This is a genomic window from Bacillus sp. EB106-08-02-XG196, assembly GCF_013396335.1.
Taxonomy (GTDB): domain Bacteria; phylum Bacillota; class Bacilli; order Bacillales; family Cytobacillaceae; genus Neobacillus.
Window position 1 is genome coordinate 214,133 of record NZ_JABWSY010000001.1, and the last position, 25,691, is coordinate 239,823.

The following is a 25,691-nucleotide window of genomic DNA, read 5'->3' on the forward strand; positions in this document are numbered from 1 at the left end:
AGTTTTTTTTCATTTAGGCAAGCACGTTATTAATACGTTCTATTGCCCAATCTAATTCTTCTTTCGTAATAATCAGAGGAGGAGCGAAACGAATCACAGTATCATGCGTTTCCTTACATAAAAGCCCTTGCTCCTTTAGTTCTTCACAATATTTTCGTGCTGGCTCTGTTAATTCTACCCCGATAAACAAGCCACGGCCTCGTACTTCTTTAATCCTTGGATTACGAATTTCCTTTAATTTTCTAACAAAATATTCCCCTAATTCTAATGATTTATCGGAGAGCTTTTCGTCAATCAGTACATCCAGAGCAGCAATTGATACTGCACATGCCAGTGGATTTCCTCCGAAAGTAGAACCATGAGAACCTGGATTAAATACACCTAAAATATCATTATTTGCCACAACACATGAGATTGGGAAAACACCGCCGCCAAGTGCTTTACCAAGGATATACATATCAGGCTGTATTCCTTCCCATTCGCACGCAAACATTTTTCCGGTACGAGCTAAGCCAGCTTGAATCTCATCTGCAATAAAGAGAACATTATTTTCTTTACATATGTCAAAGGCTGCTTTCATAAAGCCTTCAGGTGGGATAACAATTCCCGCTTCCCCTTGAATTGGTTCAATTAAAAATGCTGCCGTATTGGCGGAAATAGCAGACTTCAGTGCTTCTAAATCTCCATAAGGAATAAGGTTTATTCCCGGAAGCATTGGTCCAAATCCTCGTTTATATTCAGCTTCAGAGGACAAGGAAACTGCCGTCATCGTTCTGCCATGGAAGTTTCCTACACAAGCGATAATTTCAGCTTGGTTCTCATCAATCCCCTTTACATCATAGCCCCAGCGTCGTGCTGCTTTAACTGCAGTTTCAACGGCTTCCGCACCTGTGTTCATAGGGAGTGCCATTTCTTTACTTGTTAATTTACATATTTTCTCATACCATGGACCTAATTGGTCATTATGAAAGGCACGTGAAGTTAACGTTACCTTATCCGCTTGATCCTTTAATGCTTGAATAATTTTTGGATGGCGATGGCCTTGGTTAACTGCAGAATAAGCACTTAACATATCCATATATTTATTTCCTTCTGGATCCTCTACCCAGACTCCTTCAGCACGTGAAATAACAATTGGAAGCGGGTGGTAATTGTGTGCCCCGTATTTTTCGGTTTGTTCTATTAAGCCTTTAGTTTTCTTTTCTGCTGCCATTAAACTTTTCCTCCGTTTCGTTGGTGAGTTATGTACATACCTATTGTAGCCGAGCATTTAAAAAGAATGAACAAATACAGAAAAAATCTTATTTTTAAATAAAAAAACCTAGCTCCTGCTAGTTAATAGCATGGTGCTAGGTTTTTTTATGCTTATTATTTCTTGATTAAATCTTCGCGTTGAGATTGGTCAATCCATTCTTGCAGCTTATCTTTTAACGTGTTAAAGCCTTGTTGTCCATCAACTTCTGGTACAATTGCAGCTGCTTGACGCTTACGAGGTTTCTTTGGTTTAGCAACAGCCTGTTGAACAGGAGCTTCTTCCGTTGCACGAATAGATAAACCAATTTTTCCAGCATTTTCATCAATTGACAATACTTTTACGTTAACTTCATCTCCAACTTTAAGATGTTCGTTAATGTCTTTTACATAACCATGTGTGATTTCTGAAATATGCACAAGGCCTTGTGTATTTTCATCTAATGCTATGAACGCACCATATGGTTGAATTCCAGTTACTTTACCTGTTACTACACTTCCAGTTTCGATCTTTTCTGTCATGAAAACACTCCTAAGAAATAATTATTTTATCTTCTATATACGCAATAAGAAATTATAGCACATTGTGAACATATAATCAAAAAAGGTTTTCCTCAGGAAGGAAGAGAAAACGTTAACATAATGTTCAAATAGGATTTTTCCTAAAAAAAAGAAATTTATGTTAAAATAAAAATGAGATATTGTCTTAGTGGGAGAGGTGATTATTGTGAATACAATTGGCAGTACGATCAAAACGTATCGAGAACACTTGAAAATGACAAAAGAGGAACTGGCACAAAAAATTAGAGTAGGGATTCATACAATCGAAAAATATGAATCTGGCGAGCAAATTCCAAGTAGGCAAACCATTTTAAAATTGTCTACCGTCCTTGACATTCCAGCTTCTGAACTATCTTTAGACCAACTCGATCAACACATTTAATTTTTATTATGACTGTATAAATTAAGCAAAGATGGGAAATCATTAATTTATAAGCTTTCTAGTATTCCCCCCTTTTTTGAAGTGGACAACCTAATAAGGTGTGTCCTCTTTTTTTTGAAAAAAAATCTAGGAATATGTGTGAAAAAAGAGACGACTGGAGAAATTATTATCACGAACAATTCAATAGAAGGTGGGTTACATACGTGGAAGAGAAGGTTTTTTACCGTAACCAGCTAGTGAATGATATTAATATTTATTATGAATTTTATCCAAACCCTAATTCCGAAAGGACACTAGTCCTGCTTCATGGATTTCTTTCCTCCACTTTTAGCTATCGTAGATTGATTCCCTTTTTAAATAAAGAATATCAAGTCGTTTCTATTGACCTCCCTCCTTTCGGAAAGAGCGGGAAGAGCAACCAGTTTGTTTATTCCTATCGTAATCTTGCCCAAACGGTTATTCAGCTCATTTCTACACTTGGTTTAAAAGAAATTACTCTTATTGGTCATTCAATGGGCGGGCAAATTGTCCTCAACATCCTGCATCAACAGCCAGAATTAACAGAAAAGGCCGTCCTGCTTTGCAGTTCATCCTATTCCAAACGTTCAAAACTGCCATTGATCATTGGCAGTTACATTCCTTATTTTCATCTTTATGTAAAGTTTTTTCTCGCTCGTTCAGGTATCATGCAAAATCTTCAAAATGTCGTACATGACCACTCCTTAATAAGTGATGAGATGCTTTTTGGTTATGTACAGCCTTTTTTAAAGGATGAAATTTTCCTTGCCTTAACCAGAATGATTCGCGACCATGAAGGGGACCTCTCTACGATGGTGCTCAATCAAATTGCCCATCCATGTTTATTAATTTGGGGTGAGTATGACAAAGTTGTTCCGTTATCTGTCGGGAAGCGCTTGAAAAATGATTTAAGAGAATCTGAACTGGTTATTTTAAGGGAAACGGGTCATTTAGTTCCTGAGGAACGTCCTGAGGATGTTTTTCAGCACATTAAACAATTCTTAGCCTAAAAAAACGACAGCAAGCTTAAAGGTATCTTTAAGCCTATGCTGTCATTTTATATCGTACATGAGTCATTTTCCTTTATCATCAGCAGTTCATTAGCAATGTTCAAGCACTGTTGTATAGGTATGATTCTCTCAAAGGAAAATTCATATATACTTTGTATTCTTGCTGCTAATGCCTCTGGGTTGTCTAACTCATGAATGGCTTGGATGGTATCAGCTATCTCGGTGTCATAATTTCCATTCTTTAATTTGAAAGGGTCCCATTCGTTTAACGCATCCACAAATTGCAAATTCGTTTTCATTTCACTTTCCATGAGTCTCCTCCTTCTGCTTTTCTATTTCAGGACATATTCTGCAAGTACTGTTTGAAGTTCATAAATATTTAAGTTCTTGTTAAATTGTTTTTGAAGTGGGAGTGCATTACCTGAGATCCAGATTTTTAATTCTGCGTCCAAATCGAAGCTTCCCGCCGTCTCAATGCTAAAATGGGTAATACTTTTATAGGGAATGGAATGATACTCAACCTTCTTTCCTGTTAGCCCCTGCTTATCCACTAGAATCAGCCGTTTATTGGTAAAAATAAATAAATCTCTAATCAACTTATACGCTTTTTCAATTCTTTCATTCTCCGCAAGAATTCTAGCGAATTCCCTTTGTGCATCTGCAGGGTTTACCTCTGCGGCATTTCCCATCATACCATCAAAAAATCCCATCAAACCCACACCTTCCCTTACTACTTTCTAAATTATTATATATGAAAGTTTTATTAACAACCATCGCTATTGGATTAACTCCAACAAATGCAGCATCATTTTTTCACCTGTAATGATGGCTTCTCCTCCTCCTTGCGCAAATGAATCACTTCCGCCGCCCTTACCATTAATGATCGAAAGTGCATTTCCTATTACCTTTTTCATGCTTGCATTTTCTGCCGTCCCTCGTGCACCAACAAGCTGCAGCCTATTTTCATTTTGAGAAACGAATAACACGATGGTTTCTTCATCCTCTGCAATAATCATCCGGGCTAATTTTTGCAGTTCCTGAATACTTCTGTTTTGAAACACACCACTAACAATTTTGTTATCACCTTTACCCTTTTCTAATAAACCCTTTGCCTCGTTGTGCAGCAGGGTCTCAAGTGATTGTTCTAATTCTTTCTCCATTGATTTACTATTTTCTAGAAGCCGAGTTACTGCCTCCTGCATATCCTTTTCAGGGGCATTAAGTAATTTCGTTAGCTCTATAAGCACCCTGTTTTTTTGGTGAAACTGTTTCAAAACACGATTTCCGCAAACAAATTGAACGCGGACTTTTTTCTTTTGTCTTTCCCAGTCTATTATTTTTATGGCTTGGACTTCACCCGTTGCATTCGGATGAGTTCCTCCACAGCCGTTATAATCAAAGTTTGGAATAATGACAAGCCGAATATCCTCTTTTACCTTTGTCTCTTTTCGCAAATCATAATTAACTAACTCATCTTCTGTTACCCACTTCGTTTCAATGGGTCTATTTTCTAATATAATCTTGTTGGCTAGTTCCTCTACTTTCAATGCCTCCGATTCCAAAAGATTAGCTGCCTCTAAATCAATTGTTAACGTTTCATTTCCTAGATGGAAGCCGATTGTTTTGTGTCCATATAGTTGTTCAAAGGCAGCAGAAAGAATATGTTGTCCAGCATGCTGCTGCATATGATCATATCTTCTATCCCAATCGATCACACCATATACGGGAGAGCTGACATCATGTACTTCGCTTTCGAGGTAGTGACGAACTTCCTCATCTGTTTCCTCCACATTTAGTACTTTAATGTTTTCAATGGTTCCAATATCATGGGGCTGTCCTCCGCCTGTTGGGTAGAAAGCAGTTTGATCCAGCACAATATAGTCTTTTCCATCCTCATCTTTTCCTTTTGTAACAACTTTTGCTGTAAATGATTTTATGTATGCGTCTTGATAAAATAATTGATTTTTCATATATGAATTCTCCTAGATTTATTATTAATAAAGCCTGTCCTTCAATTATGAAGAAACAGGCTTGTTACGTCTAATTATTTCTTTCCATCCTTGGATATTTCACCGCATGCAATCCTTGCACCAGAATCTCCTTCGGGCTGGGTCATCCCATCATCTTTTTCTTCATGAATCACAAGGGAGGTTCCATCCTTGGGAAAAAGGGATTTCTTCCCCTCTTTTAACGTTACATTAGCTGCCATTAATTCTCCCTTTACAGACCCATCATCGTCTACAATTAAATTAGGAAGGTCACCAGCATGCGAGCCCTTTGGGTGTAAAAGACCATGCTCTTTATCATCGGGGTTTAAATGTTCGCCAGCTGATTTAAAATCTGGAGTTTTGCATTGACCCTTATCATAAATGTGAAGGGCATGCTCACCTGGAGGAAGTCCATTTAACTTCAAATATAATTTTACTCCACTTGAAACTTCTTGAATTGTAATGGTTCCAACAGAATCTCCCTTATCATTTACCATTTTAACATCAAGTTTTGTAATCTCCTTTTCCAAACAACCCGTGAGCAGGATAATTGGAATCATCATCCAAACTCGCTTCATACAAATCCCCCCAAAATAGACATTTTGTCATAGTATTATCTAGGGTCGGGAAAATTATTTAAAAAAAAGAAACAGCTTAATGTTCACTGTTTCCTTGACTATGCTGTTGAGACATTATTTTTTCTTCTAGTTCTTTCGCTTTCATAGCTTCACGTTTAGAGATTTTGATAATGTACCTCATGGTTAAAAAGGCACCGATTAAAAAGATAGTAAACGTAATGGCCGCTGGGCCATATTCGGATTTATCTTCAGGAAAGTATAAAAATAATGATAATACGAATGGCTGAAACATTTTTCTCTCCCTTTCTATAAAGGAATGTCACTAATGATTAATTATAGCAACAAAAAGTGTATCCTGCCATAAATTGAATCTCACAAATTATTTCAATACCTTAATCCCTTTAATCACCACATCTTTTTCTGGTTTATCCTTTGGGTCTACAGGCGTTTCAGCAATTTTATCAACTATGTCCATGCCCTCAACCACATGCCCAAATACGGTATGGCGATTGTCTAGCCAAGGTGTGCCTCCTAATTCTTCATAGGCCTCAATTACCTCATTCGCAAAGCCAGCCTTTTCCATTTCCGTTTTAATGGATGGATCCACTGATTTTTTCTGCACGATAAAGAATTGACTTCCATTCGTATTTGCTCCTGAATTAGCCATCGATAAGGCTCCACGTAAATTAAAAAGATTGTTTGAGAATTCATCCTCAAATGGCTTTCCATAAATACTTTCCCCACCTGTTCCATCTCCATTCGGGTCACCACCCTGAATCATGAAGTCGTTAATAACCCGGTGAAAAATCAGACCATCATAATACCCTTCTTCACTATGCTCCAAAAAATTTTCTACTGCTTTTGGAGCATATTCGGGGAATAATTTAATTTTTATGTTTCCCATAGTCGTTTCTATTTCAACGAGTTTTTCATTTTCAGAAACCTCATTCGAAAGTTGAGGATAAACTGCGTTTGCCACTTGATCGCTCCCTTCCTTTTCCTCTGCATTCGGAGCAGTACTCTTCGGTGCCGCTTCCTCTTTCTCCTTGCTTGTCCCACACCCGGCCAAGACAAGAACTCCAATGATTAACAGTAATAAAAATTGCAAATTCTTTCTCATTTATCATCCCTCCATTTAATTAATTTAACCGATAATTTTGTTTTTTGCACTTTGTTTTTTATATAATAAAGTAAGGTAGTAGAGTGAGGAGGAAAACTAGATGTCAGAATTGCAGATTGGCGAAGTTGTTACCGGCATTTATAAAACAGGAAAATATATTGGGGAAATAACCGAGGTTCGTCACCAGCATTATTTAGTCAGAGTTTTAGCGGTTTTAAAACATCCAATGCAAGGGGATTTACATAATCCAAAAGAAGCGGATGTACTTATTTTCCATGAGAGGAAAGCTCTCTCCTATCGTGAGCAAGCCAATATCCCAAAACAAATGGTAAAGCCTTTCAAGGAAGAAGTGCCAGACTATCTCGAATCATTAAGACAAGCAGTTGATAAAATGATAACGGAACTTACAGAAAATACAACCTCTTGGGCAGAAATGAGTTTAAAAAGTATTGCATCTTTAGAAAAAGATTATTTTAAATAAATAATTTAAGGCCAAATCAGTTTGAATGATTTGGCCTTTTATGCGAATTCATTTAATAGTTTTGAAAAGTCAATGCGGTCACCAATCGTAGTTGGTTTGGGCTTTTCTAAATAGCGTTTATCCTTTTCAACAAGCCGGAATATATTGTAAGTAGTCAGCGCATCATCCAGTGCCCTGTGATGTCTTCCAGTTCCTTCTTTACCATATTCCTGTACGGCCTTCCATAATCCTGTTTGATTTTGATCGCCAAAAAACCGCTTATATTCCATTGATAAATCCAATTCTGTGGCTTTAAAGGGAAATGCCACACCTGCTTCTAAACAATTATGCCGAAGAACCTTCATATCCATATTTCCCCAAGTGACGATGGTAGTTTCATATTGATTATTGAATTCACCTAACTTTCGGATGAGTTCATAAAATGAAATTCCCTGGTCAACCTGCTGCTGTGAAATATGTAAGAATGATTTACAGCGTTCCGTTAGGATTGGGAATTTAAGTGGTGTTACATAGGAGGAGAATTGCTCTGTAATTTGATCATCAACAACTGCCACGAGTCCAACCTCAATAATCTCTGCAAAAAAATTCTTCATACGAACATTTCGTTCCGGCATTGTAAATTCAAAATCAATAAAGATAGTTTGTCTCTTTTCCTTCATTCTTTCACCACCTTTTTGACACTTTTCTTACTACCATTATATAAAGAAACATGTACAAAGTATTGTACTAATTCTCTATATTTCTTATATTATATCACGAAATTGACATGAATTTTTTAAATATTTTTTCAATTGTATTAAAAAAAAGATGGAATAATTCCCATCTTTATTTTCTTTACTTTTTTAATTGAATAATGGCGATTGTACATCTTGATACGCAAATAAGACGATCTTGTTCATCACTTATTTTGATATCCCAAACCATTGTGGACTTTCCTTTATGAAGGATCGTCCCAACAGCAGTTACAGTTCCCTCTGTGATAGGCCGAACATGATTTGCATTAATTTCTAAGCCAGCAGCACCTTCTGTTTCTTTATCTACCAATTCAAATGCACCAATACTTGCGACTGTTTCTGCTAATGCCACCGAAGCACCGCCGTGTAACAATCCAAATGGCTGGCGAGTCCTTTCATCAACAGGCATCGTTGCGATTACTTTTCCAGCTTCTAAATGTGTTATTTCAATCCCTAACGTTTCAATCAAAGTGTTTTTAATCATTGCATCTGCCCCTTTCGAAATCTATTCCTTATATTCTCTTTGTCTGTGGAATTTCCCTTTAACAAAAAAGAAAAAACAGCCTCGAAAGCTGTTTTTTGCAAACAAACTAATAATAAAAAGGTGCTCCGTATCCAGGGTAACCATATGCCGGCGGGCCATAAACAGGGTAACCATAAAACGGGCGGGGATACCCATAAAATGGCCGAGGATAGATTAAAGCACTTCCTAACAGTCCACCAACTAAACCACCCAAAAATGGCAGCCCAAAGCCAATAAATCTTTGGTTATGTTTAGGATACGGGCTTCGATAATAATACATGCAGCCAAACCTCCTATTCGCTATACTTGCCTACACTACTTCATATGCGAGTAAGGAAGAGATGGGTTGGGCCAATTACTATTTTTCAATGGGTTCAAAGCGTTCAACAAATAATGCAAGCGTTCGAGTCATTACACCAGTTGCCCCAGCCGGACCAAGATCGTGTTCCCTAGAAGTCGTAGAAGTACCCGCAATATCTAGATGTACCCAAGGAGTACCTTCTGTAAATTCACCAATAAAGGCTCCTGCTACAATCGCATGTCCCTCACTGCCAGGAGAGTTGTTTAAATCTGCAACCTTACTATTTCTAACTCGCTCTTTGTCTTTCTCGAACAACGGTAACTGCCACATTGGCTCACCAGCTTCCATTGACGCTTCTAAGACTTGTTCATATAATGTTTCGTGATTCGTCATAGCACCTGTTGTGTGAAGTCCAAGCGCAGTGATAACCCCGCCTGTTAAGGTTGCAACATCAATTAAATATTCTGCACCATGGTGTTTTGCATAGGTTACAGCGTCTGCTAAAACAAGTCTGCCTTCTGCATCTGTATTTAACACTTCAATTGTCTTCCCGCTCATAGAGGTGATTACATCGTCAGGTTTAAAGGCATTACCGGAAATCATATTATCCGTTGAAGGAATTACTGCGACAACATTTTGTTCTGGTTTTAATTCCCCGATGATTTCCATTGCACCAAGAACAGCCGCAGCTCCTCCCATGTCTGTCTTCATCCCTACAATGCCCGCTTTTGTTTTGATTGAATAGCCGCCCGTGTCAAAGGTGATTCCTTTACCAACCAATCCTATAACATCCTGCCATTGTTCTTTCCCTTGATACTTTAAAACAATCATCTTAGGTGGTTCTGTGGAACCTTGGTTAACAGCTAGAAAAGCTCCCATTCCCAGCTTTTCAATCTCTTCCTTATCAAGAATTTCAATTTCAAAATCATATTTGGCAGCAAGCTCTTGTGCATATTCCGCCATGTCCTTTGCTGTCAGCAAGTTACCTGGAATATTTACTAGTGTGCGAGCTGAGTTGGTACCATTTCCAAAAGCAAGCCCCACTGTTAGCGAAGCCTTAATATCCTCTAAATCATTATTTTCACTGTAAACCGTTATTTTTTCTATCCTTTTTTCTGGTTCATTTGATTTTTGCTTGTAGCCGCGGAATTGATAGCTGGCTAATGCATATGCTTCGCTTACAGCATGTGCTGCCTCTAGTCTATCTAATGAATCTGCTGTAAAAGAATCCACAAGGACAGCACATTCTTGAAGCTTGCTTGCTTTTAGAGCCTTATATGCTCTCCCTAAAGCCTCACTCAGCCTCTCGAAGTTAAATTCCTTTTCCTTTCCAAGACCCACAAACCAAATTCTTTTTGCACCGATTTTACCAAAACTATGTACTTTGCTAATATTTTTAAACTTGGCAGAAATATCCCCAGCTCTCACAAGTTCCGTTAATTGCCCTTTGAATTTCTCATCCAGGTTTTCAAGGATACCGCTGAACTTCTCTTGCTTGTCAAAAAGTCCAATAACTAAGCCCTCATGTGCTGCTGAGAAATCTATTTCATTTTTAACCTCAAACATGTTTCCACCTCCAAATAAAATACCTTTTTATTATATCGGAAATATGAATATATTTCGACTTTCTAAATATATTCATTCCATTACAACAATAAAAATAGCAGGCTCGATGCCTGCATTATTTTCTCTCTGAACCAATATATTGCTGACGGAATACCTGCATGGATTTGTCTTCATTTAATGCTTGTAATTGGGACTCTGTAAGTTTTCCATTACCCTGTTCAATGATATAAACATCGATTTCCTTTTTACCCCACTTGTTATAAACATCATCAACTGTTTCATAATAAAGATCGACTTTATTTCCTTTAATAGCCCCGCCTTTATCTGCTACCACCCCTAACCCATACCCAGGAATGAACAGAATCGTTCCAATCGGAAAAACCGATAAGTCTGCAGCTACAGTCGAATATAAATCTCGTTTTACTTTTACACCTGAATAGGTAATTCCATACTCAGGATGGTTTTCATTTTTACCTGTGGATTCAAAGCCTGCTGTATATCCTGTTGCAATTACTGTTTTTTTCGGATACTTTGACCAGTCAAAGGCATCCTCTAATGGCGGCGTCACAGCGTCTGTTTCGCTAGCAGCTGCGTGTGCCTCGAGTTGGACTATTTGTTTAAAAAAGAATTTGAGATCTATACCTGTAATAGATTGAACAGTCACTAGAATGGCGAGCAGAAAAAGAACAGTCATTGCAAAACGCTTTGTCCAATTTTTGATATTATTCATTAATAGTTTTCACTCCTCCCAAAATATTCATTTCCCAACATGCTCGGAATTATTCAAAAAGGAGTAAAAACCATTTTGTATCCACAAAAAAAGACCTTTTCACAAAGGAAAAAGTCTTAAAACATTTGATAGCCATTTTTTCGCAACAGTTTAATGGTAACTCCGGCTGCAATTGCGCCAGCTAGCCCACTCAGCAATATGAGGATATCAGCGGTTGCTAATGAACCCAGCTTTTGACCAAGTTCCTGAAAAGCCACTTTACTATTTGTAATGTATTCAATGAATTTAACTTTATCAACAATAAAAATAGCAATAATCGGATATATGAATGCCATGATCCAAGACATTCTTAAAAGCATATTTAGTATAAAACCAATTCCAAAAAATAACACAAAGAATAATAATATCGAAATAATTAATACAACAATGCTCATCTGCATGGATTTACCCCCTTTACACATCATTAATAAGTTTACTTAATGTCCATTGGGGAGTCAATCCTAACACACTATATATCTATACATGGGAAATACTTCAAAAAAATAGCTTCCCGAAGTATCTCGTGGAAGCTGCTCTAATTAACCGTATAAGCTAGAATTAATACTTTTCCTGTTTTTTTCCAGAGCCCTCGCAGCAGGTGCATGTTTCAGAACCCCCAAGCAGTAATTGAAAATATCCTGTTCCTGAACAGTAATCACAATTTTTAGTATCTAAGCTAGTTGTTTTCATTCAAATCAGCTCCTTGAAATATTATTTAAATTTTCTGATAATATATCAAGAATTTGACCAAATGGAAAGGACGAAATTCAACCAAAAATGGGTAAGAAAACGGATACATCACAAGTTTTCTTTTATTTACTAAATGTTACTTAAATTTTCTAAAAATTAAAAAAATAATTTGTAGGCACTGTATTTAAAGTGGTCCCCTGGGTTTAGTCCATCATATCCAGGCTTGGTAACCGATTCACTGTGATTGATCAGGAAGTGCAGCATAATCGATGCATCTTCTTCTTGGAGGAGTTCTTGAGGTGCGATAAACCTTGCTTCAAATAACTCATTTTCTTGATGTTTAATACTCCCTTCGTTGAGTGGTTCAAGTAAAAAAACAAGCATATTATCACTAATTTCTTCAGAAATGACACCTGTTCTTAGCCCTATCAATCCCTTAACAACGCAATCTAAACCGGTTTCTTCCTTAACTTCTCTAACAACCGCTTCATCGGCCGTCTCTCCTTCGTCCACAAAACCTGCAGGCAGTGACCACTTTCCTTTTAGACCGCCGTACCGCTTTTTAACAACCAGCCAATGACCCTCAGATGATTTGACTATCCCTCCAACCGCTAACCAGACCTTGCCTCGCTTCTCTTTATTACTCATAAGATCTCCTTCCCGCCAAAACGATTTATTTCTATAATAACAAAAAAAGGACAGATATCTCTGCCCTTTTTTTGAGGAATAATTATACTGTCTAGCTTCAGCGCCTAGGGGCTCGGGGTCATAAGCCAATCCGTCAGAAAGGTTAAAGAACAACCTTCCCGCCGGCTCGTCTTATGCCTGTCGCCCCTGGACAAGGCGCTTCCGCTTTTCAATTAAAAAACGTTAAATTTACCTTTTTTCAATACGAGTCCAGCGCCGCCAATCATGAATAATGAACGATTGTCGACTACTTTTTTCATTAAGGATGCTTTGCCGCCCATTACCTTTTTACCAAATACAACACCAATGGCATCGTCATGACCAAGTGAACATACAGTTCCTTTATTATCGAACGTAAAGGTTTCAAGGTCGGTCTTGTTGCGAATTAATGCAGCCAAGTTACGAGCAGCGACTTCGCCCTGCTGCATGGCAATTTGTGCGGTAGGAGGATATGGACGGTTGATTTCTTCGTTGATAACAAGTGAACTGTCGCCAATGATAAACACATCATCAAATCCAGGTACGCGAAGGTCAGGCTGTACTTTTACACGGCCTCTCATTGCTTCAAATCCTGATTTTTCAATAATGGAATTTCCACGGACACCCGCAGCCCAAACGACCGTTTCCGCTTTAATTTCACGAGGTTCTTCTTCACCTTTTGCTACAATAATTCCATCAGGTGTACATTCTTTAATCGCTGTTCCAATTAAGAATTCTACCCCTTTACGCTCCAATGTTGATACAGCGTAGTTAACAAGCTCTGGGTCGAAGCCTGGAAGAACAGTTGGTGCTGCCTCTACACAAAGAATTTTTACTTTGTGTGAATCCACATCGTATTCGTGACACAGCTCAGGTACTCGATTGGTTAATTCACCTAAGAATTCAATACCAGTAAAGCCTGCACCGCCTACAACTATAACCAAACGATTGTCATTCTTTTCTTCTTCCATATTATAAGTGGCAAATTGATACTCAATATGCTCACGCAATTGGCGAGAAGAATTAACATTTGTAATCCCAAAAGCATACTCCTTTAACCCTTTGATACCAAAGGTTTCCGGTTCGCCCCCAAGAGCTATAACGAGATAATCATACTGTACTTCGCCCTTTTCTAAGATTACCTTTTTCTCCTCTTTATTGATTTCAATAACCGTATCCTGGACAAAATCAACTTTACTTCTATCAATAACATCACGTATGTCATAACGTACACGGTCATGATGAAGGGTGCCTGCAGAAGCCTCATGCAGCCATGTAGTTTCATAATGGTAATCATTCTTATTAATTAAAACAATATCTGCTTCATTCACTCCAACAAGCTTTTGCAACCTTACAGTTGTCATAAGCCCGCCATAGCCCGCACCAACAATAACAATTTTTGGCTTTCTCAAAGTGATCACTTCCACCTTTTTTATTTTGAGTAAAATACTTGTTCTTATCTTCCTCAGCTTTGATGATTTTTATTTTGATTAGAGGAAAAAACTATGTGATATAATTCACGTACAGTGACACAAAAGTTTTACTTTGTTGACACAAAAGTTTTACTTTGTTGACACAAAAGATTTACTTTTTTGTCACAAAAATTTAACATCTATCCTCCATACATATTATGCTAAACTCTTCACAATTTCAAGTAGTTTAATTGATTATTTTTTATAAAATGGGTTGATTTTACCCTATACTAACTGTCTGAATATTTCCTGAAAGTTGTGAGGATTTTATGTTTTTGTTATATTATAAGGAATAGAGTCTGTTATTACATAAGTTGGGGGGATACATGGTGCAAGAGAATCAAAAGGTTTATGACATAACCATTATTGGGGGCGGCCCTACCGGTCTATTTACAGCTTTTTATGGCGGCATGAGACAAGCTTCAGTAAAAATTATTGAAAGCTTACCACAATTAGGCGGTCAATTATCGGCACTATACCCGGAAAAATACATTTACGATGTTGCAGGATTTCCAAAAGTCCGTGCACAAGAATTAATTAATAATTTAAAAGCACAAATGGCAAAGTTTGAGCCAGCCGTAGCGTTAGAACAATCAGTCGAGAAATTGGAAAAACAAGAGGATGGTACTTTCAAATTAACAACCAATTCGGAAGTTCATTATTCAAAGACAGTTATTATTACAGCAGGTAATGGAGCTTTCCAGCCACGGCGTTTAGAACTTGAAAGCGCTACACAATACGAGCGTAAAAATCTTCATTACTTTATTGATGACCTTAATAAGTTTGCAGGTCAAAAGGTTGTTGTTTTTGGCGGCGGCGATTCAGCTGTGGACTGGGCATTAATGTTAGAGCCTATTGCCAAAGAAGTAACGCTAGTCCACCGCAGAGATAAATTCAGAGCCCATGAGCATAGTGTTGAAAACTTGCATAACTCCAAAGTCATCGTTAAAACGCCTTTTGTGCCTGCAGAATTAATTGGCGATGACGACGGCATTAAACAAGTTGTCCTAACAGGGGTTAATGGAGAAGGCAGAGAAGGCAGAGAAGCCATTGATGTTGATGCCGTCATTTGTAACTATGGTTTCGTTTCCTCTCTAGGTCCTATCAAAGAATGGGGCTTACAAATCGAGAAGAATTCTATCGTCGTTAATTCTAAAATGGAAACAGCTATTCCAGGAATTTATGCTGCTGGAGATATTTGCACATACGAAGGTAAAGTGAAATTAATTGCCTGCGGATTTGGTGAAGCACCAACGGCCGTTAACAATGCGAAAGCATTTATCGATCCAAAAGCAAAAATCCAGCCACTTCACAGCTCGTCAATGTTTGGAAAGTAATGAATAAAGGCGCCCTTATCAGCGCCTTTTCCTTTGTTAACTATTAACATTCTTCCGGTGTACCTGTTGCTGTTGCTGTTCTGAATGATGAGCCACAGCCACATGATGCAATGGCGTTTGGATTTTCAATGGTAAATCCGCCGCCCATCATCGATTGCTTATAATCAATTTTTGTCCCATTTAAAATAGGGGCATCTTCTTTAGCCACAAGAATTTGAATTCCATGCTGCGCAAAATGGAGATCCTCTTCCTTCACTTCATGATCAAAACCCATACCATATGACAAACCACTGCAGCCTCCACCCTTTACACTAACTCGTAATAGGGCACCTTCTTCTTCATTGTGTTTCATCATTTCTCTTATTTGAAGTGCCGCGGCTTCCGTTATAATAACTGCATCGTTACTCATAGATTTCTTCCTCCTTTATTTGAGGTCTTTCTTAATAGTATATACACTGTGTCTTCATGACTCAACTAATACGTTTCTTATGAGTAGTATATGATAAGAAAATAGGGAAGCAGTATACGCTCCCTATTTTGCGACATTATATTAAAACATTGGATTCTCATCTAAGTACTGGTAAATATTTTCCACAAGTTCATCAGGTGTATCGCCTGTTACAACTTCACCGTTTACAAGTGCGTAAAGAGTGGAAGCGCATTTCCCGCAATAACCGAGACAACCATATTCAATAATATCGAGATTCGGGTCTTTTTCTAACTTCTCCAGTGCTTTTTGAGCACCGCTTGCGAGATTACTGATACAAAATTCAATAATTGGTTTATACATGGCAATCACCTCTCCACAACTTATTATCCTACTATCTTTCTCCAGTTGCGTCAAATACCATGTTTCATGTGATTCTGTCAATAAAATTGTTATATGTGTTGTTATTTTGTCATATTTCAGATATACTCTTAATGGATTTAAAGGCTGTATTACAATTATTTTTATCTTAACCTAGCTTGCTAGGTCTCATATTTTTACCAAAATATAGATTATGATTACTGGTGTACACAAAGGGGAAATAAAAAATGAAAAACCTTGTAATTCTCGGTGGCGGATACGGCGGAATGAAGATATTGAGTGAACTTCTTCCAAATAATTTACCTGAGGATGTAAGAATTACACTTGTCGACCGTGTTCCATACCATTGTTTGAAAACGGAATATTATGCCTTGGCGGCAGGAACTGTATCCGATAAGGAGCTGCGTGTTTCTTTTCCAGAACACCCTCAATTAGAGATTAAATATGGAGAAGTTACAGGAATTGAAAAAGATAATAAAAAGGTTCTGATTAAAGATTGCGAGCCCATCAGCTATGACGACTTAATCATTGGTCTAGGCTGTGAGGACAAGTATCATGGTGTACCAGGTGCAGATCAATATACCTACAGCATTCAGAGCATTGAAAAATCCCGTATGACCTATTCTGTACTAAACAATTTAGGACCTGGGTCTGTTGTTGGTATCGTTGGTGCAGGGCTTAGCGGTGTGGAGCTTGCCAGTGAATTGAGTGAAAGTCGTGACGATCTAAAAATTAAACTATTTGATCGTGGTAAGCACATTCTTCCTGCCTTTCCTGACCGCTTAAGTAAATATGTAGAAAATTGGTTTCATAAAAATAATGTTGAAATTATCAACAACTCTAATATCACAAAAGTGGAGGAAAATTTACTTTACAACCATGATGAGCCAATTCCATGTGATGTGATTGTTTGGACAGCTGGTATCCAGGCGAATCAGGTTGTTCGTGAATTAGGGGAAGAGATGGATCGCTCAGGCAGGCTCATTATTACTCCTCGTCATCATTTACCGAATGATGAGAACGTTTTTATTTTAGGGGATTGTGCAAGTCTCCCTCATGCCCCAAGTGCTCAATTAGCAGAGGGACAAGCAGAGCAAATCGTCGAAGTGTTGAAAAAGCGCTGGAATGGTGAGGAGCCTCCAACAGAATTCCCAACGATTAAATTAAAAGGTGTTCTAGGTTCTCTCGGTAAGAAACATGGCTTTGGAATGATGGCAGACAGAGCGATAACTGGCCGAGTTGCTCGTCTGTTAAAATCCGGAATCCTCTGGCTCTATAAGTACCATAACGGTTGATATAATAAAAGCATTCCAGCATGAATCTGGAATGCTTCTTTTATATTTCTTTGTACCCGTACTTTTCCAACTCATTAAAAATTGTTTTTAGCCGCGGGTTGCCTTCACCGACAATTTTATCTTTAATTACTACAACAGGATAAAACATATCTTCTTCAATGACTCGTTTGGCAAAGTTTTCTTTTTCACTGTCAGTAGGTGGTTGATAAATGTCAACATATGTCATCTTGAATTGCTGCTCTGGGAACTTCCTTGCAATAGCAGCCTCTAGCCATTCGAATGTTTCCTTTGAGGAGGGTAAATTCACACAGCTCGGGCATAATTGTTCGGCACCATAGAGGATAATTTCAACTGTAGTATTTGTCATTCCATCCATCCTTGCTTTTTCTTCTATTTTACACCATTTAAACTAGTAAACATAAAAATATGGTTGTAAATGTGCGAATTCCCATTTCATGAGAATGGATTTTTCCCTTCAATGACATTATAATATAAGGAGGAAGGAGACGATAAGTATGGCAGAACAAGTACAAGAAATGTTTGAGCAGGTTCAGGAAGTATTAGATAAATTACGTCCATTTCTTCTTCGTGATGGAGGAGATTGCGAATTAGTTGATGTTGAGGATGGTATTGTGAAACTTCGTTTACTAGGTGCATGCGGAAGCTGTCCGAGCTCAACCATTACCCTAAAAGCAGGAATTGAAAGAGCACTTTTAGAAGAAGTTCCTGGCGTTGTTGAAGTAGAACAAGTATTTTAATAACCAAAAAAAGCGATTGCTGCCCTAGCAATCGCTTTTTTATTATCTCATGGTTAGCCAATCTAATTGAGGAATATTTAATGGTTTTAAAGGTGCTCCTACAGTATGATAAAAGTTGCCTAGAAAACGCTCATATTCTGTTGATTGTTTTAACATCTTACTTAACTGCTCTTCAAGAAGTTTCTTTTCCTGCTCCGATCGAGTGATATAGTAATTTTCAATGCACTCAAAGTAATGCAGCGGGAATAATAAGCGTGAGAATAATAACCGCCACGAAAAGGAGGTTAAAGGGGCCATACTTTGATAATCAACAAAAAACTGTCTCACATCCATTTCGTAGGTTTGCGTATTTCTGAAATATCGCTCTCTCGTCCATTCTGCTAAGTCACGGCTGCGATGATCAAAAACCCAATCAAATGGGTCTTTAATGTAATAATTAGCTCCCCAAGAGCCATTTGAAAAACGTTCATGGCATACGGTTCCACTATCGGATTCCTTTGGTTCATCGTCAAGCTCAGTATCCACCAAATACTGGATTGCATTTTCCGTTAATCCGATATAATAGGGAAATGAATCAATAAACATTCGTTCAAAATCATCCTCAGGTGTTTGATACAGAAGCTCGCTCCATACTTTTTCAATTTGGTCCAGCCGCTTTTCCCATAATTGTTTCCACTGCCCAATTCGGCTAGTCCTTTCGATTTTAAATGGCACTGTTTTTCCGCGTTCATGAAATTTAGCTAACTTTCTTCCTAATTTTACTTTTACCTGTTTTTCAGTTTGTCGATTTGCAAGCACACAATATTGATGGTCCTCCCAGGTGGTAATGAATCCTCCCTCACTAGATTGTAAAAAGGCTGGAACATGGGAATCTCCATTTTTTCTTAAATGTTCAGCAATTTTCTCAAGTTCATCAATATCTTCAGCTTCTCTTCCGTCAGATTTGGCAACTAAATATAGCCAGCCATTACTTCTCAATGCATCATAGGAATCAAGCTTTACGTATTCATCTACTTGAATACCATATTTATTTTCAAGTAATTTTTGAAGCACGCTTCCACCTCTTCTCTTTTCTGCTCTTATGTCATATATATGTAGTAGCCCAGAAAACTTGTTGTCTTCTTACGTAATAAAAGTATAAGAAAAACGTTATAGGAGAAATCTGTAAGAAGGGTGTGTGATGGTTCATTCGTTCCTTTTTAAAACAGCTTGCATATGTTATGAATTAAGAATAGTGAAAATTCCAAGGAAAAGGTGATAAATGGATGGCAGAAAATAAAAAAATGGATTTAACAGAGGAAACAGCACGAAGATGGATTAAAGAAAGAGGCGTAGAAATTCAGGATATTGCGGATTTAGTCTTTTTTTTACAGGAAAAATACCACGAAAACTTAAAAATGGAAGACTGTATCGCAAATGTCGAGCGCGTTATTTCTAAACGAGAGGTCCAAAATGCCATCATTACGGGAATCCAGCTCGATATGCTAGCCGAAAAAAACATGCTGGAAGAACCAATTCAATCGATTATTAAAACGGATGAAAGTCTTTATGGCGTGGATGAAATACTAGCATTGTCAATCGTTAATGTGTATGGATCCATCGGCTTTACGAATTATGGCTATATCGATAAGCAAAAGCCTGGTATATTAGCCCGTTTAAATGATAAATCAACTGGTGAATGTCACACGTTTCTAGATGACATCATCGGTGCAATCGCAGCTGCCGCCTCAAGCCGATTGGCTCACCGCGCAGCGCATGTTGAATAAAAAAAATTTTAAATGAAAAGGATGGAAACCAATCCATCCTTTTCTTACGGCTCCCAGTGTTCCAATGAATCAATCGCATAGGTTGGTTTTCGGTCATAGCCAGCTAGTAACTTCTTCGTTGTGACACCTGTGTGGACTAAAAGCGTATCAAGTCCCGCATTCATCCCCGCTAAAATATCGGTATCATAATAATCGCCTACCATTAAGGTTTCGTTTTTTGATGTTCCCAAAACCTTTAGAGCCTGCTCCATAATAATCGATTCAGGTTTGCCTATAAAAATCGGTTTGGTCTGCGTTGAAACGGCAATTACTGAAGTGAGAGACCCATTCCCAGGGACTAAGCCTCTCTCGGTTGGTATCGCTATATCCCCATTTGTTGAGATAAACTTCGCACCATTGCGGACAGCCAGGCATGCAATTGTTAATTTTTCATAGCTAATTTCGCGGTCAATCCCAATTACAACATATTCCGCATTCTCACCAGCAAAGGTAAAGTTTTTTTCCTCCAAGGCCGTACGAATACCTTCTTCTCCTATTACATAAACCGATGCGTCTTTCTTTTGGTCATAAATGTAATTAGCTGTTGCCTGACTTGTGGTAAAGACAAGCTTCTCCTCGGCAGGAATATCAAAGTCTCTTAACTTTGCAGCAACTTGAGCCGGAGTCCGTGATGAATTATTGGTTACGAATAAATAAGGAACATCCTTTTCCCTTAATTTTTTCACAAAATCTCCTGCTGCCTCAATTTTTTCTGAACCCTTGTACATCGTTCCATCGAGATCAATTAAATAGCCTTTATATTTTTTCAAAACAAATCACTCCTATATGTATCATAGCCATAAATAAAAAGGACCGCAAACGCGGTCACAGGTTAATGTTTAATTAAATGCTGAAACTGGGCCAAGTTCATTCTGCAGGTAGTCCCGGACATTCTTTGGAAATATTGCTAACGTTTTAAGATGTGAGGCGAACTGATTCTGAAGTTCCCCATGGTTTATCTCCGTATACAGCTGGACGAGAACCTTCCGATATTGAATTAGAATTTTTATGCTATTACCTGTTTCAGCACTAACAACCTTTTCGTCGATCAATATTTCAATAATATCTTCATAACTGCCAGGGTCTCTCATAATAAACCCATCTATCATCGCGTTACCCACATCTAAAACCGACTCAATCATGATATGTGTAATCCGTTCTAATGCAGCTTTTTCTATCTGTGTTGACCATTGATCCTGACTAGAAAATAGACTGATTTGCTTTTCTAAAAAAACCAATGTTGTCTCCAACTTATCACGGTCTACAAAATACATGTCATCACTTCCTCTAATTTATATCACTTAAGTTGCAATTTCTTCATAAAACCTCGCTGGTCGCGCGTAAAAATTACCCTGTGCTAAGTCAACATTATTTCTAGTTAAAACGGAAGCCTCTTCTTGGTTTTCAATACCCTCTGCCACCACTAACGAGCCAGCCTCCCTAGCAACAAGGAGCAAGCCTTTTAACATTGACTCTTTGACCGAGTTTTTATCGATGTTTTCAATGACAGAACGATCAATCTTAATGATATCAGGCATAAGTTCAGTAATTGTATTTAAGCTGGAATAGCCTGCTCCCGTGTCATCCACAGCAATCTTAAAACCCAATAATCGTAAAACATTAATATTAAAGGCAAAGTTCTTCAAACCCTCGATTGAATCCCGTTCAGTCACTTCAAAGGTAATCTGTTTCGGCGAAATGCCTCTATATTTCTGTAACAACTTTTTTAAATCACTGGTAAACCTAATATTCCCGAGAGTTAAAGGAGTACAATTAACAAAAATATCTTGGCGGCAGCGGGATGCTTTTACTTGCTGAAGCATTTTTTCCAACACAATCATTTCTAACTCGTACAGACGCCCGGTTTGTCTTGCAACAGAAAAAAGCTGTAACGGAGCTTCCAAAACAGTCCCTTTTGGTCCTCGAGTAAGCAATTCCCATGCTCGTATTTCACTTGTAGCCACATCAATAATAGGCTGTGCAAATAAGGTAATATTCTTTTTGGTAATAATTTTGTTAATGGCTAACAGCATTTCATTAATCTCCAGCTGTTCTCGCTTCTCAGCCATGCCAATGGCTTGCCTATGTGCCCTTAATATGGAATCCTCGATTGAATAGGCATGTTTATCGACAAACATATATCCTTCTTCAAAAGTGGGATACGCGGAAGGATAAAGTTTAATGAACCTTTGTGCAACTTCTTCTGTTATCTTTTTCATCATAAGGTCAATATTAGAAATAGAATGGCGCTCATGGTCAACGGTAATTAATAGCGTGATACCTTCGCCATAATAATCATGAAGGGTAATTACTTCCTTTGGGTTAACCTCTTGTTCCACCACGATTTGAAAAAGCTTCTTCATCGTTTTTAGTAATTTGGACTGCTGCTGGACTTCAGTTTGTTCCAGTAATTCCCTCTGATTTCTTAATTTGAAAACAATTACCGCTACCTCATGCCCAGCACGAAAGGCGTTACTAACCCCTTCTTGTAAAGGATTGCGCAAGGTAAATTGGGGAGGATAATAGCGTATAGACGATAGAGGTAATAAAATCTTTCCCCATTTCATTACACTCTTTACTTTTTTCATGTAACGACAGTCCATGGATTCCATCCCTCTCAAAAAGCAGCATATCGACAATTTTAAGTATATTGTAACACAATTTGACAGAATCCGGTTTTCCTTTAGTAAATTTTTAACAATATTCTATTAACACCCAAAGTTCCCTCCCTGACTCATTATTTGGTAATATATAGAGGACGGAGAAATTAACCAAAGGAGAACAGCACATGAAAGAACGTTTTTTCTTATACGATGATACAGAGGATACAAAAACCCGGTTTGTCAGCTTTGTCGGCGACAACCAACGCTTTGATTTGGCGATTGTTAAAACCGATCGCCATTTTGGAAAACATCTTGTCCTCGATATTCAAGGGAATCGGTTTGCGATTATTGGTGAGGATGACTTAAAAGAGGAAGGGTATTTAGAATACGCTTTCCAATTAAATGAAGAGGATGCAGAAGAATTACGTTCCTTTTTGTTAGAATTACTTTAATTTTTTATTACTCCTTTTTACATAATAATAAAAAGGAGTGATTAAACATGGACAAGAAAAAAGCAAGAAGCTATTTTGATCTTTCTAATGTGGAAAAACAGAAGAATTTCTTAACTGCAGAGGAATTTCCTGAAGGTCCTTTTGGTTCACCAATAGGCAAAAACGAGCCTGTTGAAAATAAAAGTACTCCCTGGCAAGAAGGACAGCGTTTTTATAGCAACTTCAATTACGAGGATAAAACGTTTCATCAAAATATTCCACGGCAAATGGACGGGGCTCATCCTACACATGATGATCCTGAAACAGATAAACAGCCACCTTATAATGAATAATAAAGAAGCTCGCCAAATGGCGAGCCTTTTTATTTTTTCACTTTTTTTAAGACAAAATAGGCACAGCCAAAATTACAGTATTCATACAAATATTCACTTAATGTACTGATTTTGGTATCAAAGGTAGCTTTTTGATTCTGATCTTCAAAAAAGCCCTTTAGCCGGAGCTGCCCATATCCCCAATCCCCGACAATATAATCATATCTTGATAATATATCACTATATCTCGCCTTTATGGCTTCCTCATTAAAGGCATCTCTGTGTTCCTGCACGATTTCATAGGTGGAGCCGTTGATATTGAACATGTTATCACCTCAAATTTTACCAGTAAATCTTTCTTTCATTATAACCGATTCACCATCAATTACTAAGAAAAAAAATCAGTTATTTGGCTATTCTATAAAAAGGAGGTGCTTAAAGTGAAAAAATGGTCGATAATAATTGGTTTTTGTATACTCCTGACAGCAGCTGGCTGCTCGAAGGATATGGCTAATCGCGATGTGTATGAAGAAAGCGGAGATACCATAAATGTCAATAATAAAAGAGAAGAGCTGTACAATGAAGGCGGAGGCCAAGGCGTTCGGAATGTGAGCGATAATTATGGCTTTGTTCGTCATCAAAAGAGTCCTATCCAGGGTGACCGGGGTGGAACCGAACACTATTCCGCCATTGACCGTGAACAAGTAGCAAATATTATTAGCCAGCTTAGTACAGATATCCCAAATGTAAATGATGTGGCTACTCTTGTAACCGATCAGGAAGTTCTTGTTTCCTATAGTACAAATTCTAAGGACCGTTACCAGACTGCAGACCAGGTAAAAAGAACAGCCATGTCTGTGGTCCCAAGATATTACCATGTTTATGTTTCGGACAATACAAATTTAATGCGCGATGTGGAAAATCTCGCGAATTTGGACTCTACAAGCAGAAATGCAAGAAATTTGGTTCATGGTTTAGTGAAAGAAATGAAGAAATCACCACAAGGAAGTCGAATGAGTGATAGTGAAGATGAAAATGGAGCAACGAAAGATGATGTAATGAACACAACAAATAGATAAAAAATGAGAGTTCAGCCGATAGACTGAACTCTTTTTTCTTATATTTACGCTTCCTTGGCTTCGGTTTCGCCTAGTAACTGCTTATGCTTGGCTGCTGCATTTACTTGCTCGTCTGCATGGTAGGATGAACGAACTAACGGCCCAGCTTCACAGTGACTGAACCCTTTTGTGAGGGCAATTTCACGTAACTCTGCAAATTCCTCTGGACGATAATATTTTTCAACCTTCAAGTGACTTTTTGATGGCTGCAGGTACTGCCCAATGGTCATAATATCCACATTATTTGCTCTTAAATCATCCATTACTTCGATAATTTCTTCTTTCGTTTCACCTAGACCTACCATTAAGCTAGATTTCGTAGGAATTGTAGGCTGCATTTCTTTTGCTCGGCGTAAAAATTCTAGTGAACGATCATACTTTGCACGCGCTCTAACTCTTGGTGTAAGTCTTTTTACAGTTTCAATATTATGATTTAAAATATCAGGTTTTGCGTCCATTAACAGCGCTAAATTTTCTTCCTTACCACCCATATCTGACGGAAGAACTTCAATGCTTGTGAATGGGTTTTTTCTTCTAATGGCTCTAACGGTTTCAGCAAATACAGCTGCACCGCCATCCTTTAAATCGTCTCGTGCTACCGCAGTCACCACGACATGCTTTAAGTTCATTAATTGAACGGAGTCTGCTACACGTTCTGGCTCTTGCAAATCTAATTCTGTCGGTAATCCTGTTTTAACGGCACAGAAACGGCATGCACGTGTACAGGTATCACCGAGAATCATAAAGGTAGCCGTTCTTCTTTCGGCCCAGCATTCGTGAATATTTGGGCATCGCGCTTCTTCACAAACCGTATGTAAGTTTTTTTCACGCATCATCTTTTTTAAGCCTGTATAATGTTCATTCGTATTTAATTTTATTTTCAACCATTCCGGTTTTCTTAAGTATTCTGCATTTTTGCTCACTATTTCCACCCCTATAAATGAGTTCGTCCTTGTCACTTTACCATACTTTTCGTAACAACAACAAGCAGACAACTCTGTAAATTCCTATTTCCAATTATTGACCATTATGAAATTGCCTAGATATCATAAACTAAAGACGTACAATAATCGGAAGGAGGATTCCTGTGCGGG

Annotated in this window: 34 protein-coding genes and 2 pseudogenes; 10 read left to right on the forward strand and 26 right to left on the reverse strand. The window is 38.0% G+C overall.

Annotated elements, in window-relative coordinates:
- Nucleotides 1–13: 13 nt before the first annotated feature.
- Together MLOOGBEN_RS00960 and yugI are read right to left on the reverse strand one after the other, a co-directional pair.
- The gene (locus MLOOGBEN_RS00960; protein ID WP_179156388.1) at nucleotides 14–1,213 is read right to left on the reverse strand and encodes an ornithine--oxo-acid transaminase; all 1,200 of its coding nucleotides are present in this window, start codon (nucleotides 1,211–1,213) and stop codon (nucleotides 14–16) included.
- A gap of 155 nt (nucleotides 1,214–1,368) precedes the next feature.
- Nucleotides 1,369–1,773, reverse strand: a complete 405-nt coding sequence (gene yugI / locus MLOOGBEN_RS00965; protein WP_179156389.1) for a S1 domain-containing post-transcriptional regulator GSP13 — start codon at nucleotides 1,771–1,773, stop codon at nucleotides 1,369–1,371.
- A 205-nt stretch (nucleotides 1,774–1,978) separates the two neighbouring features.
- Between yugI and MLOOGBEN_RS00970 the strand changes: the two are divergent.
- A pseudogene (locus MLOOGBEN_RS00970) lies at nucleotides 1,979–2,164 on the forward strand (helix-turn-helix domain-containing protein); the annotation flags it as partial.
- 233 nt (nucleotides 2,165–2,397) lie between these two features.
- On the forward strand, nucleotides 2,398–3,222 hold the full coding sequence (locus MLOOGBEN_RS00975) for an alpha/beta fold hydrolase (protein WP_368737738.1): 825 nt from the start codon (nucleotides 2,398–2,400) through the stop codon (nucleotides 3,220–3,222).
- A 47-nt stretch (nucleotides 3,223–3,269) separates the two neighbouring features.
- On the opposite strand, the gene MLOOGBEN_RS00980 is transcribed toward MLOOGBEN_RS00975, so the two are convergent.
- From MLOOGBEN_RS00980 to MLOOGBEN_RS01005, 6 genes are all read right to left on the reverse strand, one after another.
- Nucleotides 3,270–3,533: a DUF1871 family protein gene (locus tag MLOOGBEN_RS00980; protein WP_179156392.1), complete on the reverse strand. Its 264-nt coding sequence runs from the start codon at nucleotides 3,531–3,533 to the stop codon at nucleotides 3,270–3,272.
- 21 nt (nucleotides 3,534–3,554) lie between these two features.
- On the reverse strand, nucleotides 3,555–3,932 hold the full coding sequence (locus tag MLOOGBEN_RS00985; protein ID WP_179156393.1) for a PH domain-containing protein: 378 nt from the start codon (nucleotides 3,930–3,932) through the stop codon (nucleotides 3,555–3,557).
- A gap of 66 nt (nucleotides 3,933–3,998) precedes the next feature.
- Nucleotides 3,999–5,192, reverse strand: coding sequence for an alanyl-tRNA editing protein (locus MLOOGBEN_RS00990; protein WP_179156394.1), 1,194 nt, complete (start codon nucleotides 5,190–5,192; stop codon nucleotides 3,999–4,001).
- A gap of 74 nt (nucleotides 5,193–5,266) precedes the next feature.
- Complete coding sequence (locus tag MLOOGBEN_RS00995; RefSeq protein ID WP_179156395.1) at nucleotides 5,267–5,788, reverse strand: superoxide dismutase family protein; 522 nt, start codon at nucleotides 5,786–5,788, stop codon at nucleotides 5,267–5,269.
- A 76-nt stretch (nucleotides 5,789–5,864) separates the two neighbouring features.
- The gene (locus tag MLOOGBEN_RS01000; protein ID WP_179156396.1) at nucleotides 5,865–6,080 is read right to left on the reverse strand and encodes a hypothetical protein; all 216 of its coding nucleotides are present in this window, start codon (nucleotides 6,078–6,080) and stop codon (nucleotides 5,865–5,867) included.
- Between the two features lie 87 nt (nucleotides 6,081–6,167).
- On the reverse strand, nucleotides 6,168–6,908 hold the full coding sequence (locus MLOOGBEN_RS01005) for a peptidylprolyl isomerase (protein WP_179156397.1): 741 nt from the start codon (nucleotides 6,906–6,908) through the stop codon (nucleotides 6,168–6,170).
- 100 nt (nucleotides 6,909–7,008) lie between these two features.
- On the opposite strand from MLOOGBEN_RS01005, the gene kapB reads away from it, so the two are divergent.
- Nucleotides 7,009–7,389, forward strand: coding sequence for a kinase-associated lipoprotein KapB (gene kapB / locus MLOOGBEN_RS01010; RefSeq protein WP_179156398.1), 381 nt, complete (start codon nucleotides 7,009–7,011; stop codon nucleotides 7,387–7,389).
- A 38-nt stretch (nucleotides 7,390–7,427) separates the two neighbouring features.
- On the opposite strand, the gene kapD is transcribed toward kapB, so the two are convergent.
- The 9 genes from kapD to MLOOGBEN_RS01055 form a co-directional block, all read right to left on the reverse strand.
- Nucleotides 7,428–8,048 (reverse strand): 3'-5' exonuclease KapD, encoded by a 621-nt coding sequence (gene kapD / locus MLOOGBEN_RS01015; protein ID WP_179156399.1) that lies wholly within the window; start codon nucleotides 8,046–8,048, stop codon nucleotides 7,428–7,430.
- 175 nt (nucleotides 8,049–8,223) lie between these two features.
- Complete coding sequence (locus tag MLOOGBEN_RS01020; RefSeq protein ID WP_179156400.1) at nucleotides 8,224–8,607, reverse strand: hotdog fold thioesterase; 384 nt, start codon at nucleotides 8,605–8,607, stop codon at nucleotides 8,224–8,226.
- A 106-nt stretch (nucleotides 8,608–8,713) separates the two neighbouring features.
- On the reverse strand, nucleotides 8,714–8,926 hold the full coding sequence (locus tag MLOOGBEN_RS01025; protein ID WP_179156401.1) for a hypothetical protein: 213 nt from the start codon (nucleotides 8,924–8,926) through the stop codon (nucleotides 8,714–8,716).
- 78 nt (nucleotides 8,927–9,004) lie between these two features.
- Nucleotides 9,005–10,513: a leucyl aminopeptidase gene (locus MLOOGBEN_RS01030; protein WP_179156402.1), complete on the reverse strand. Its 1,509-nt coding sequence runs from the start codon at nucleotides 10,511–10,513 to the stop codon at nucleotides 9,005–9,007.
- Between the two features lie 115 nt (nucleotides 10,514–10,628).
- Nucleotides 10,629–11,243: a 3D domain-containing protein gene (locus tag MLOOGBEN_RS01035; protein WP_179156403.1), complete on the reverse strand. Its 615-nt coding sequence runs from the start codon at nucleotides 11,241–11,243 to the stop codon at nucleotides 10,629–10,631.
- A 116-nt stretch (nucleotides 11,244–11,359) separates the two neighbouring features.
- Entirely contained in the window at nucleotides 11,360–11,683 is a 324-nt protein-coding gene (locus MLOOGBEN_RS01040; protein WP_179156404.1) for a YuiB family protein, read from the reverse strand.
- A 157-nt stretch (nucleotides 11,684–11,840) separates the two neighbouring features.
- Entirely contained in the window at nucleotides 11,841–11,972 is a 132-nt protein-coding gene (locus MLOOGBEN_RS01045; protein WP_179156405.1) for a YuiA family protein, read from the reverse strand.
- A 156-nt stretch (nucleotides 11,973–12,128) separates the two neighbouring features.
- On the reverse strand, nucleotides 12,129–12,620 hold the full coding sequence (locus tag MLOOGBEN_RS01050) for an NUDIX hydrolase (protein WP_179156406.1): 492 nt from the start codon (nucleotides 12,618–12,620) through the stop codon (nucleotides 12,129–12,131).
- 212 nt (nucleotides 12,621–12,832) lie between these two features.
- Complete coding sequence (locus MLOOGBEN_RS01055; RefSeq protein ID WP_179156407.1) at nucleotides 12,833–14,050, reverse strand: NAD(P)/FAD-dependent oxidoreductase; 1,218 nt, start codon at nucleotides 14,048–14,050, stop codon at nucleotides 12,833–12,835.
- A 389-nt stretch (nucleotides 14,051–14,439) separates the two neighbouring features.
- Here MLOOGBEN_RS01055 and MLOOGBEN_RS01060 point away from each other — a divergent pair, with 389 nt between their 5' ends.
- The gene (locus MLOOGBEN_RS01060) at nucleotides 14,440–15,447 is read left to right on the forward strand and encodes an NAD(P)/FAD-dependent oxidoreductase (protein WP_179156408.1); all 1,008 of its coding nucleotides are present in this window, start codon (nucleotides 14,440–14,442) and stop codon (nucleotides 15,445–15,447) included.
- Nucleotides 15,448–15,490: 43 nt separating this feature from the next.
- Here the strand turns inward: MLOOGBEN_RS01060 and MLOOGBEN_RS01065 are convergent, their stop codons facing one another.
- Nucleotides 15,491–15,856, reverse strand: a complete 366-nt coding sequence (locus MLOOGBEN_RS01065; protein WP_179156409.1) for a HesB/IscA family protein — start codon at nucleotides 15,854–15,856, stop codon at nucleotides 15,491–15,493.
- Between the two features lie 141 nt (nucleotides 15,857–15,997).
- Entirely contained in the window at nucleotides 15,998–16,237 is a 240-nt protein-coding gene (locus MLOOGBEN_RS01070) for a YuzB family protein (protein WP_179156410.1), read from the reverse strand.
- 245 nt (nucleotides 16,238–16,482) lie between these two features.
- Between MLOOGBEN_RS01070 and MLOOGBEN_RS01075 the strand changes: the two genes are divergently transcribed.
- Nucleotides 16,483–17,550: an NAD(P)/FAD-dependent oxidoreductase gene (locus MLOOGBEN_RS01075; protein WP_179156411.1), complete on the forward strand. Its 1,068-nt coding sequence runs from the start codon at nucleotides 16,483–16,485 to the stop codon at nucleotides 17,548–17,550.
- 40 nt (nucleotides 17,551–17,590) lie between these two features.
- Here MLOOGBEN_RS01075 and MLOOGBEN_RS01080 read toward each other — a convergent pair whose 3' ends face one another.
- Entirely contained in the window at nucleotides 17,591–17,917 is a 327-nt protein-coding gene (locus tag MLOOGBEN_RS01080) for a YuzD family protein (RefSeq protein ID WP_179156412.1), read from the reverse strand.
- Between the two features lie 166 nt (nucleotides 17,918–18,083).
- Between MLOOGBEN_RS01080 and MLOOGBEN_RS01085 the strand changes: the two are divergent.
- Nucleotides 18,084–18,308 (forward strand): annotated as a pseudogene (locus tag MLOOGBEN_RS01085) (NifU family protein); the annotation flags it as partial.
- Nucleotides 18,309–18,350: 42 nt separating this feature from the next.
- Here MLOOGBEN_RS01085 and yutH read toward each other — a convergent pair.
- Nucleotides 18,351–19,361, reverse strand: coding sequence for a spore coat putative kinase YutH (gene yutH / locus MLOOGBEN_RS01090; protein WP_179156413.1), 1,011 nt, complete (start codon nucleotides 19,359–19,361; stop codon nucleotides 18,351–18,353).
- 212 nt (nucleotides 19,362–19,573) lie between these two features.
- Here yutH and MLOOGBEN_RS01095 point away from each other — a divergent pair, with 212 nt between their 5' ends.
- Nucleotides 19,574–20,074, forward strand: coding sequence for a phosphatidylglycerophosphatase A family protein (locus tag MLOOGBEN_RS01095; protein ID WP_179156414.1), 501 nt, complete (start codon nucleotides 19,574–19,576; stop codon nucleotides 20,072–20,074).
- A 44-nt stretch (nucleotides 20,075–20,118) separates the two neighbouring features.
- Here the strand turns inward: MLOOGBEN_RS01095 and MLOOGBEN_RS01100 are convergent, their stop codons facing one another.
- The 3 genes from MLOOGBEN_RS01100 to MLOOGBEN_RS01110 all read right to left on the reverse strand — a co-directional run bounded on the left by MLOOGBEN_RS01100 (nucleotide 20,119) and on the right by MLOOGBEN_RS01110 (nucleotide 22,701).
- Nucleotides 20,119–20,883 carry a TIGR01457 family HAD-type hydrolase gene (locus MLOOGBEN_RS01100; RefSeq protein WP_179156415.1) on the reverse strand — a complete coding sequence of 255 codons (765 nt, stop codon included), beginning with the start codon at nucleotides 20,881–20,883 and terminating at the stop codon, nucleotides 20,119–20,121.
- A 69-nt stretch (nucleotides 20,884–20,952) separates the two neighbouring features.
- Nucleotides 20,953–21,387: a DUF86 domain-containing protein gene (locus MLOOGBEN_RS01105; protein WP_179156416.1), complete on the reverse strand. Its 435-nt coding sequence runs from the start codon at nucleotides 21,385–21,387 to the stop codon at nucleotides 20,953–20,955.
- A gap of 27 nt (nucleotides 21,388–21,414) precedes the next feature.
- The gene (locus tag MLOOGBEN_RS01110) at nucleotides 21,415–22,701 is read right to left on the reverse strand and encodes an EAL domain-containing protein (RefSeq protein WP_256988787.1); all 1,287 of its coding nucleotides are present in this window, start codon (nucleotides 22,699–22,701) and stop codon (nucleotides 21,415–21,417) included.
- A 200-nt stretch (nucleotides 22,702–22,901) separates the two neighbouring features.
- Here MLOOGBEN_RS01110 and MLOOGBEN_RS01115 point away from each other — a divergent pair, with 200 nt between their 5' ends.
- Together MLOOGBEN_RS01115 and MLOOGBEN_RS01120 are read left to right on the forward strand one after the other, a co-directional pair.
- Complete coding sequence (locus MLOOGBEN_RS01115) at nucleotides 22,902–23,168, forward strand: DUF3055 domain-containing protein (RefSeq protein WP_090761491.1); 267 nt, start codon at nucleotides 22,902–22,904, stop codon at nucleotides 23,166–23,168.
- Nucleotides 23,169–23,215: 47 nt separating this feature from the next.
- Nucleotides 23,216–23,500, forward strand: a complete 285-nt coding sequence (locus MLOOGBEN_RS01120) for a cytosolic protein (protein ID WP_179156418.1) — start codon at nucleotides 23,216–23,218, stop codon at nucleotides 23,498–23,500.
- Between the two features lie 29 nt (nucleotides 23,501–23,529).
- Here MLOOGBEN_RS01120 and MLOOGBEN_RS01125 read toward each other — a convergent pair whose 3' ends face one another.
- On the reverse strand, nucleotides 23,530–23,805 hold the full coding sequence (locus MLOOGBEN_RS01125; RefSeq protein WP_179156419.1) for a YutD family protein: 276 nt from the start codon (nucleotides 23,803–23,805) through the stop codon (nucleotides 23,530–23,532).
- A 114-nt stretch (nucleotides 23,806–23,919) separates the two neighbouring features.
- Between MLOOGBEN_RS01125 and MLOOGBEN_RS01130 the strand changes: the two genes are divergently transcribed.
- Nucleotides 23,920–24,558, forward strand: coding sequence for a YhcN/YlaJ family sporulation lipoprotein (locus tag MLOOGBEN_RS01130; protein WP_368737739.1), 639 nt, complete (start codon nucleotides 23,920–23,922; stop codon nucleotides 24,556–24,558).
- A gap of 44 nt (nucleotides 24,559–24,602) precedes the next feature.
- Here the strand turns inward: MLOOGBEN_RS01130 and lipA are convergent, their stop codons facing one another.
- Nucleotides 24,603–25,520 carry a lipoyl synthase gene (lipA, locus tag MLOOGBEN_RS01135; protein WP_179156420.1) on the reverse strand — a complete coding sequence of 306 codons (918 nt, stop codon included), beginning with the start codon at nucleotides 25,518–25,520 and terminating at the stop codon, nucleotides 24,603–24,605.
- Nucleotides 25,521–25,691 lie beyond the last annotated feature (171 nt).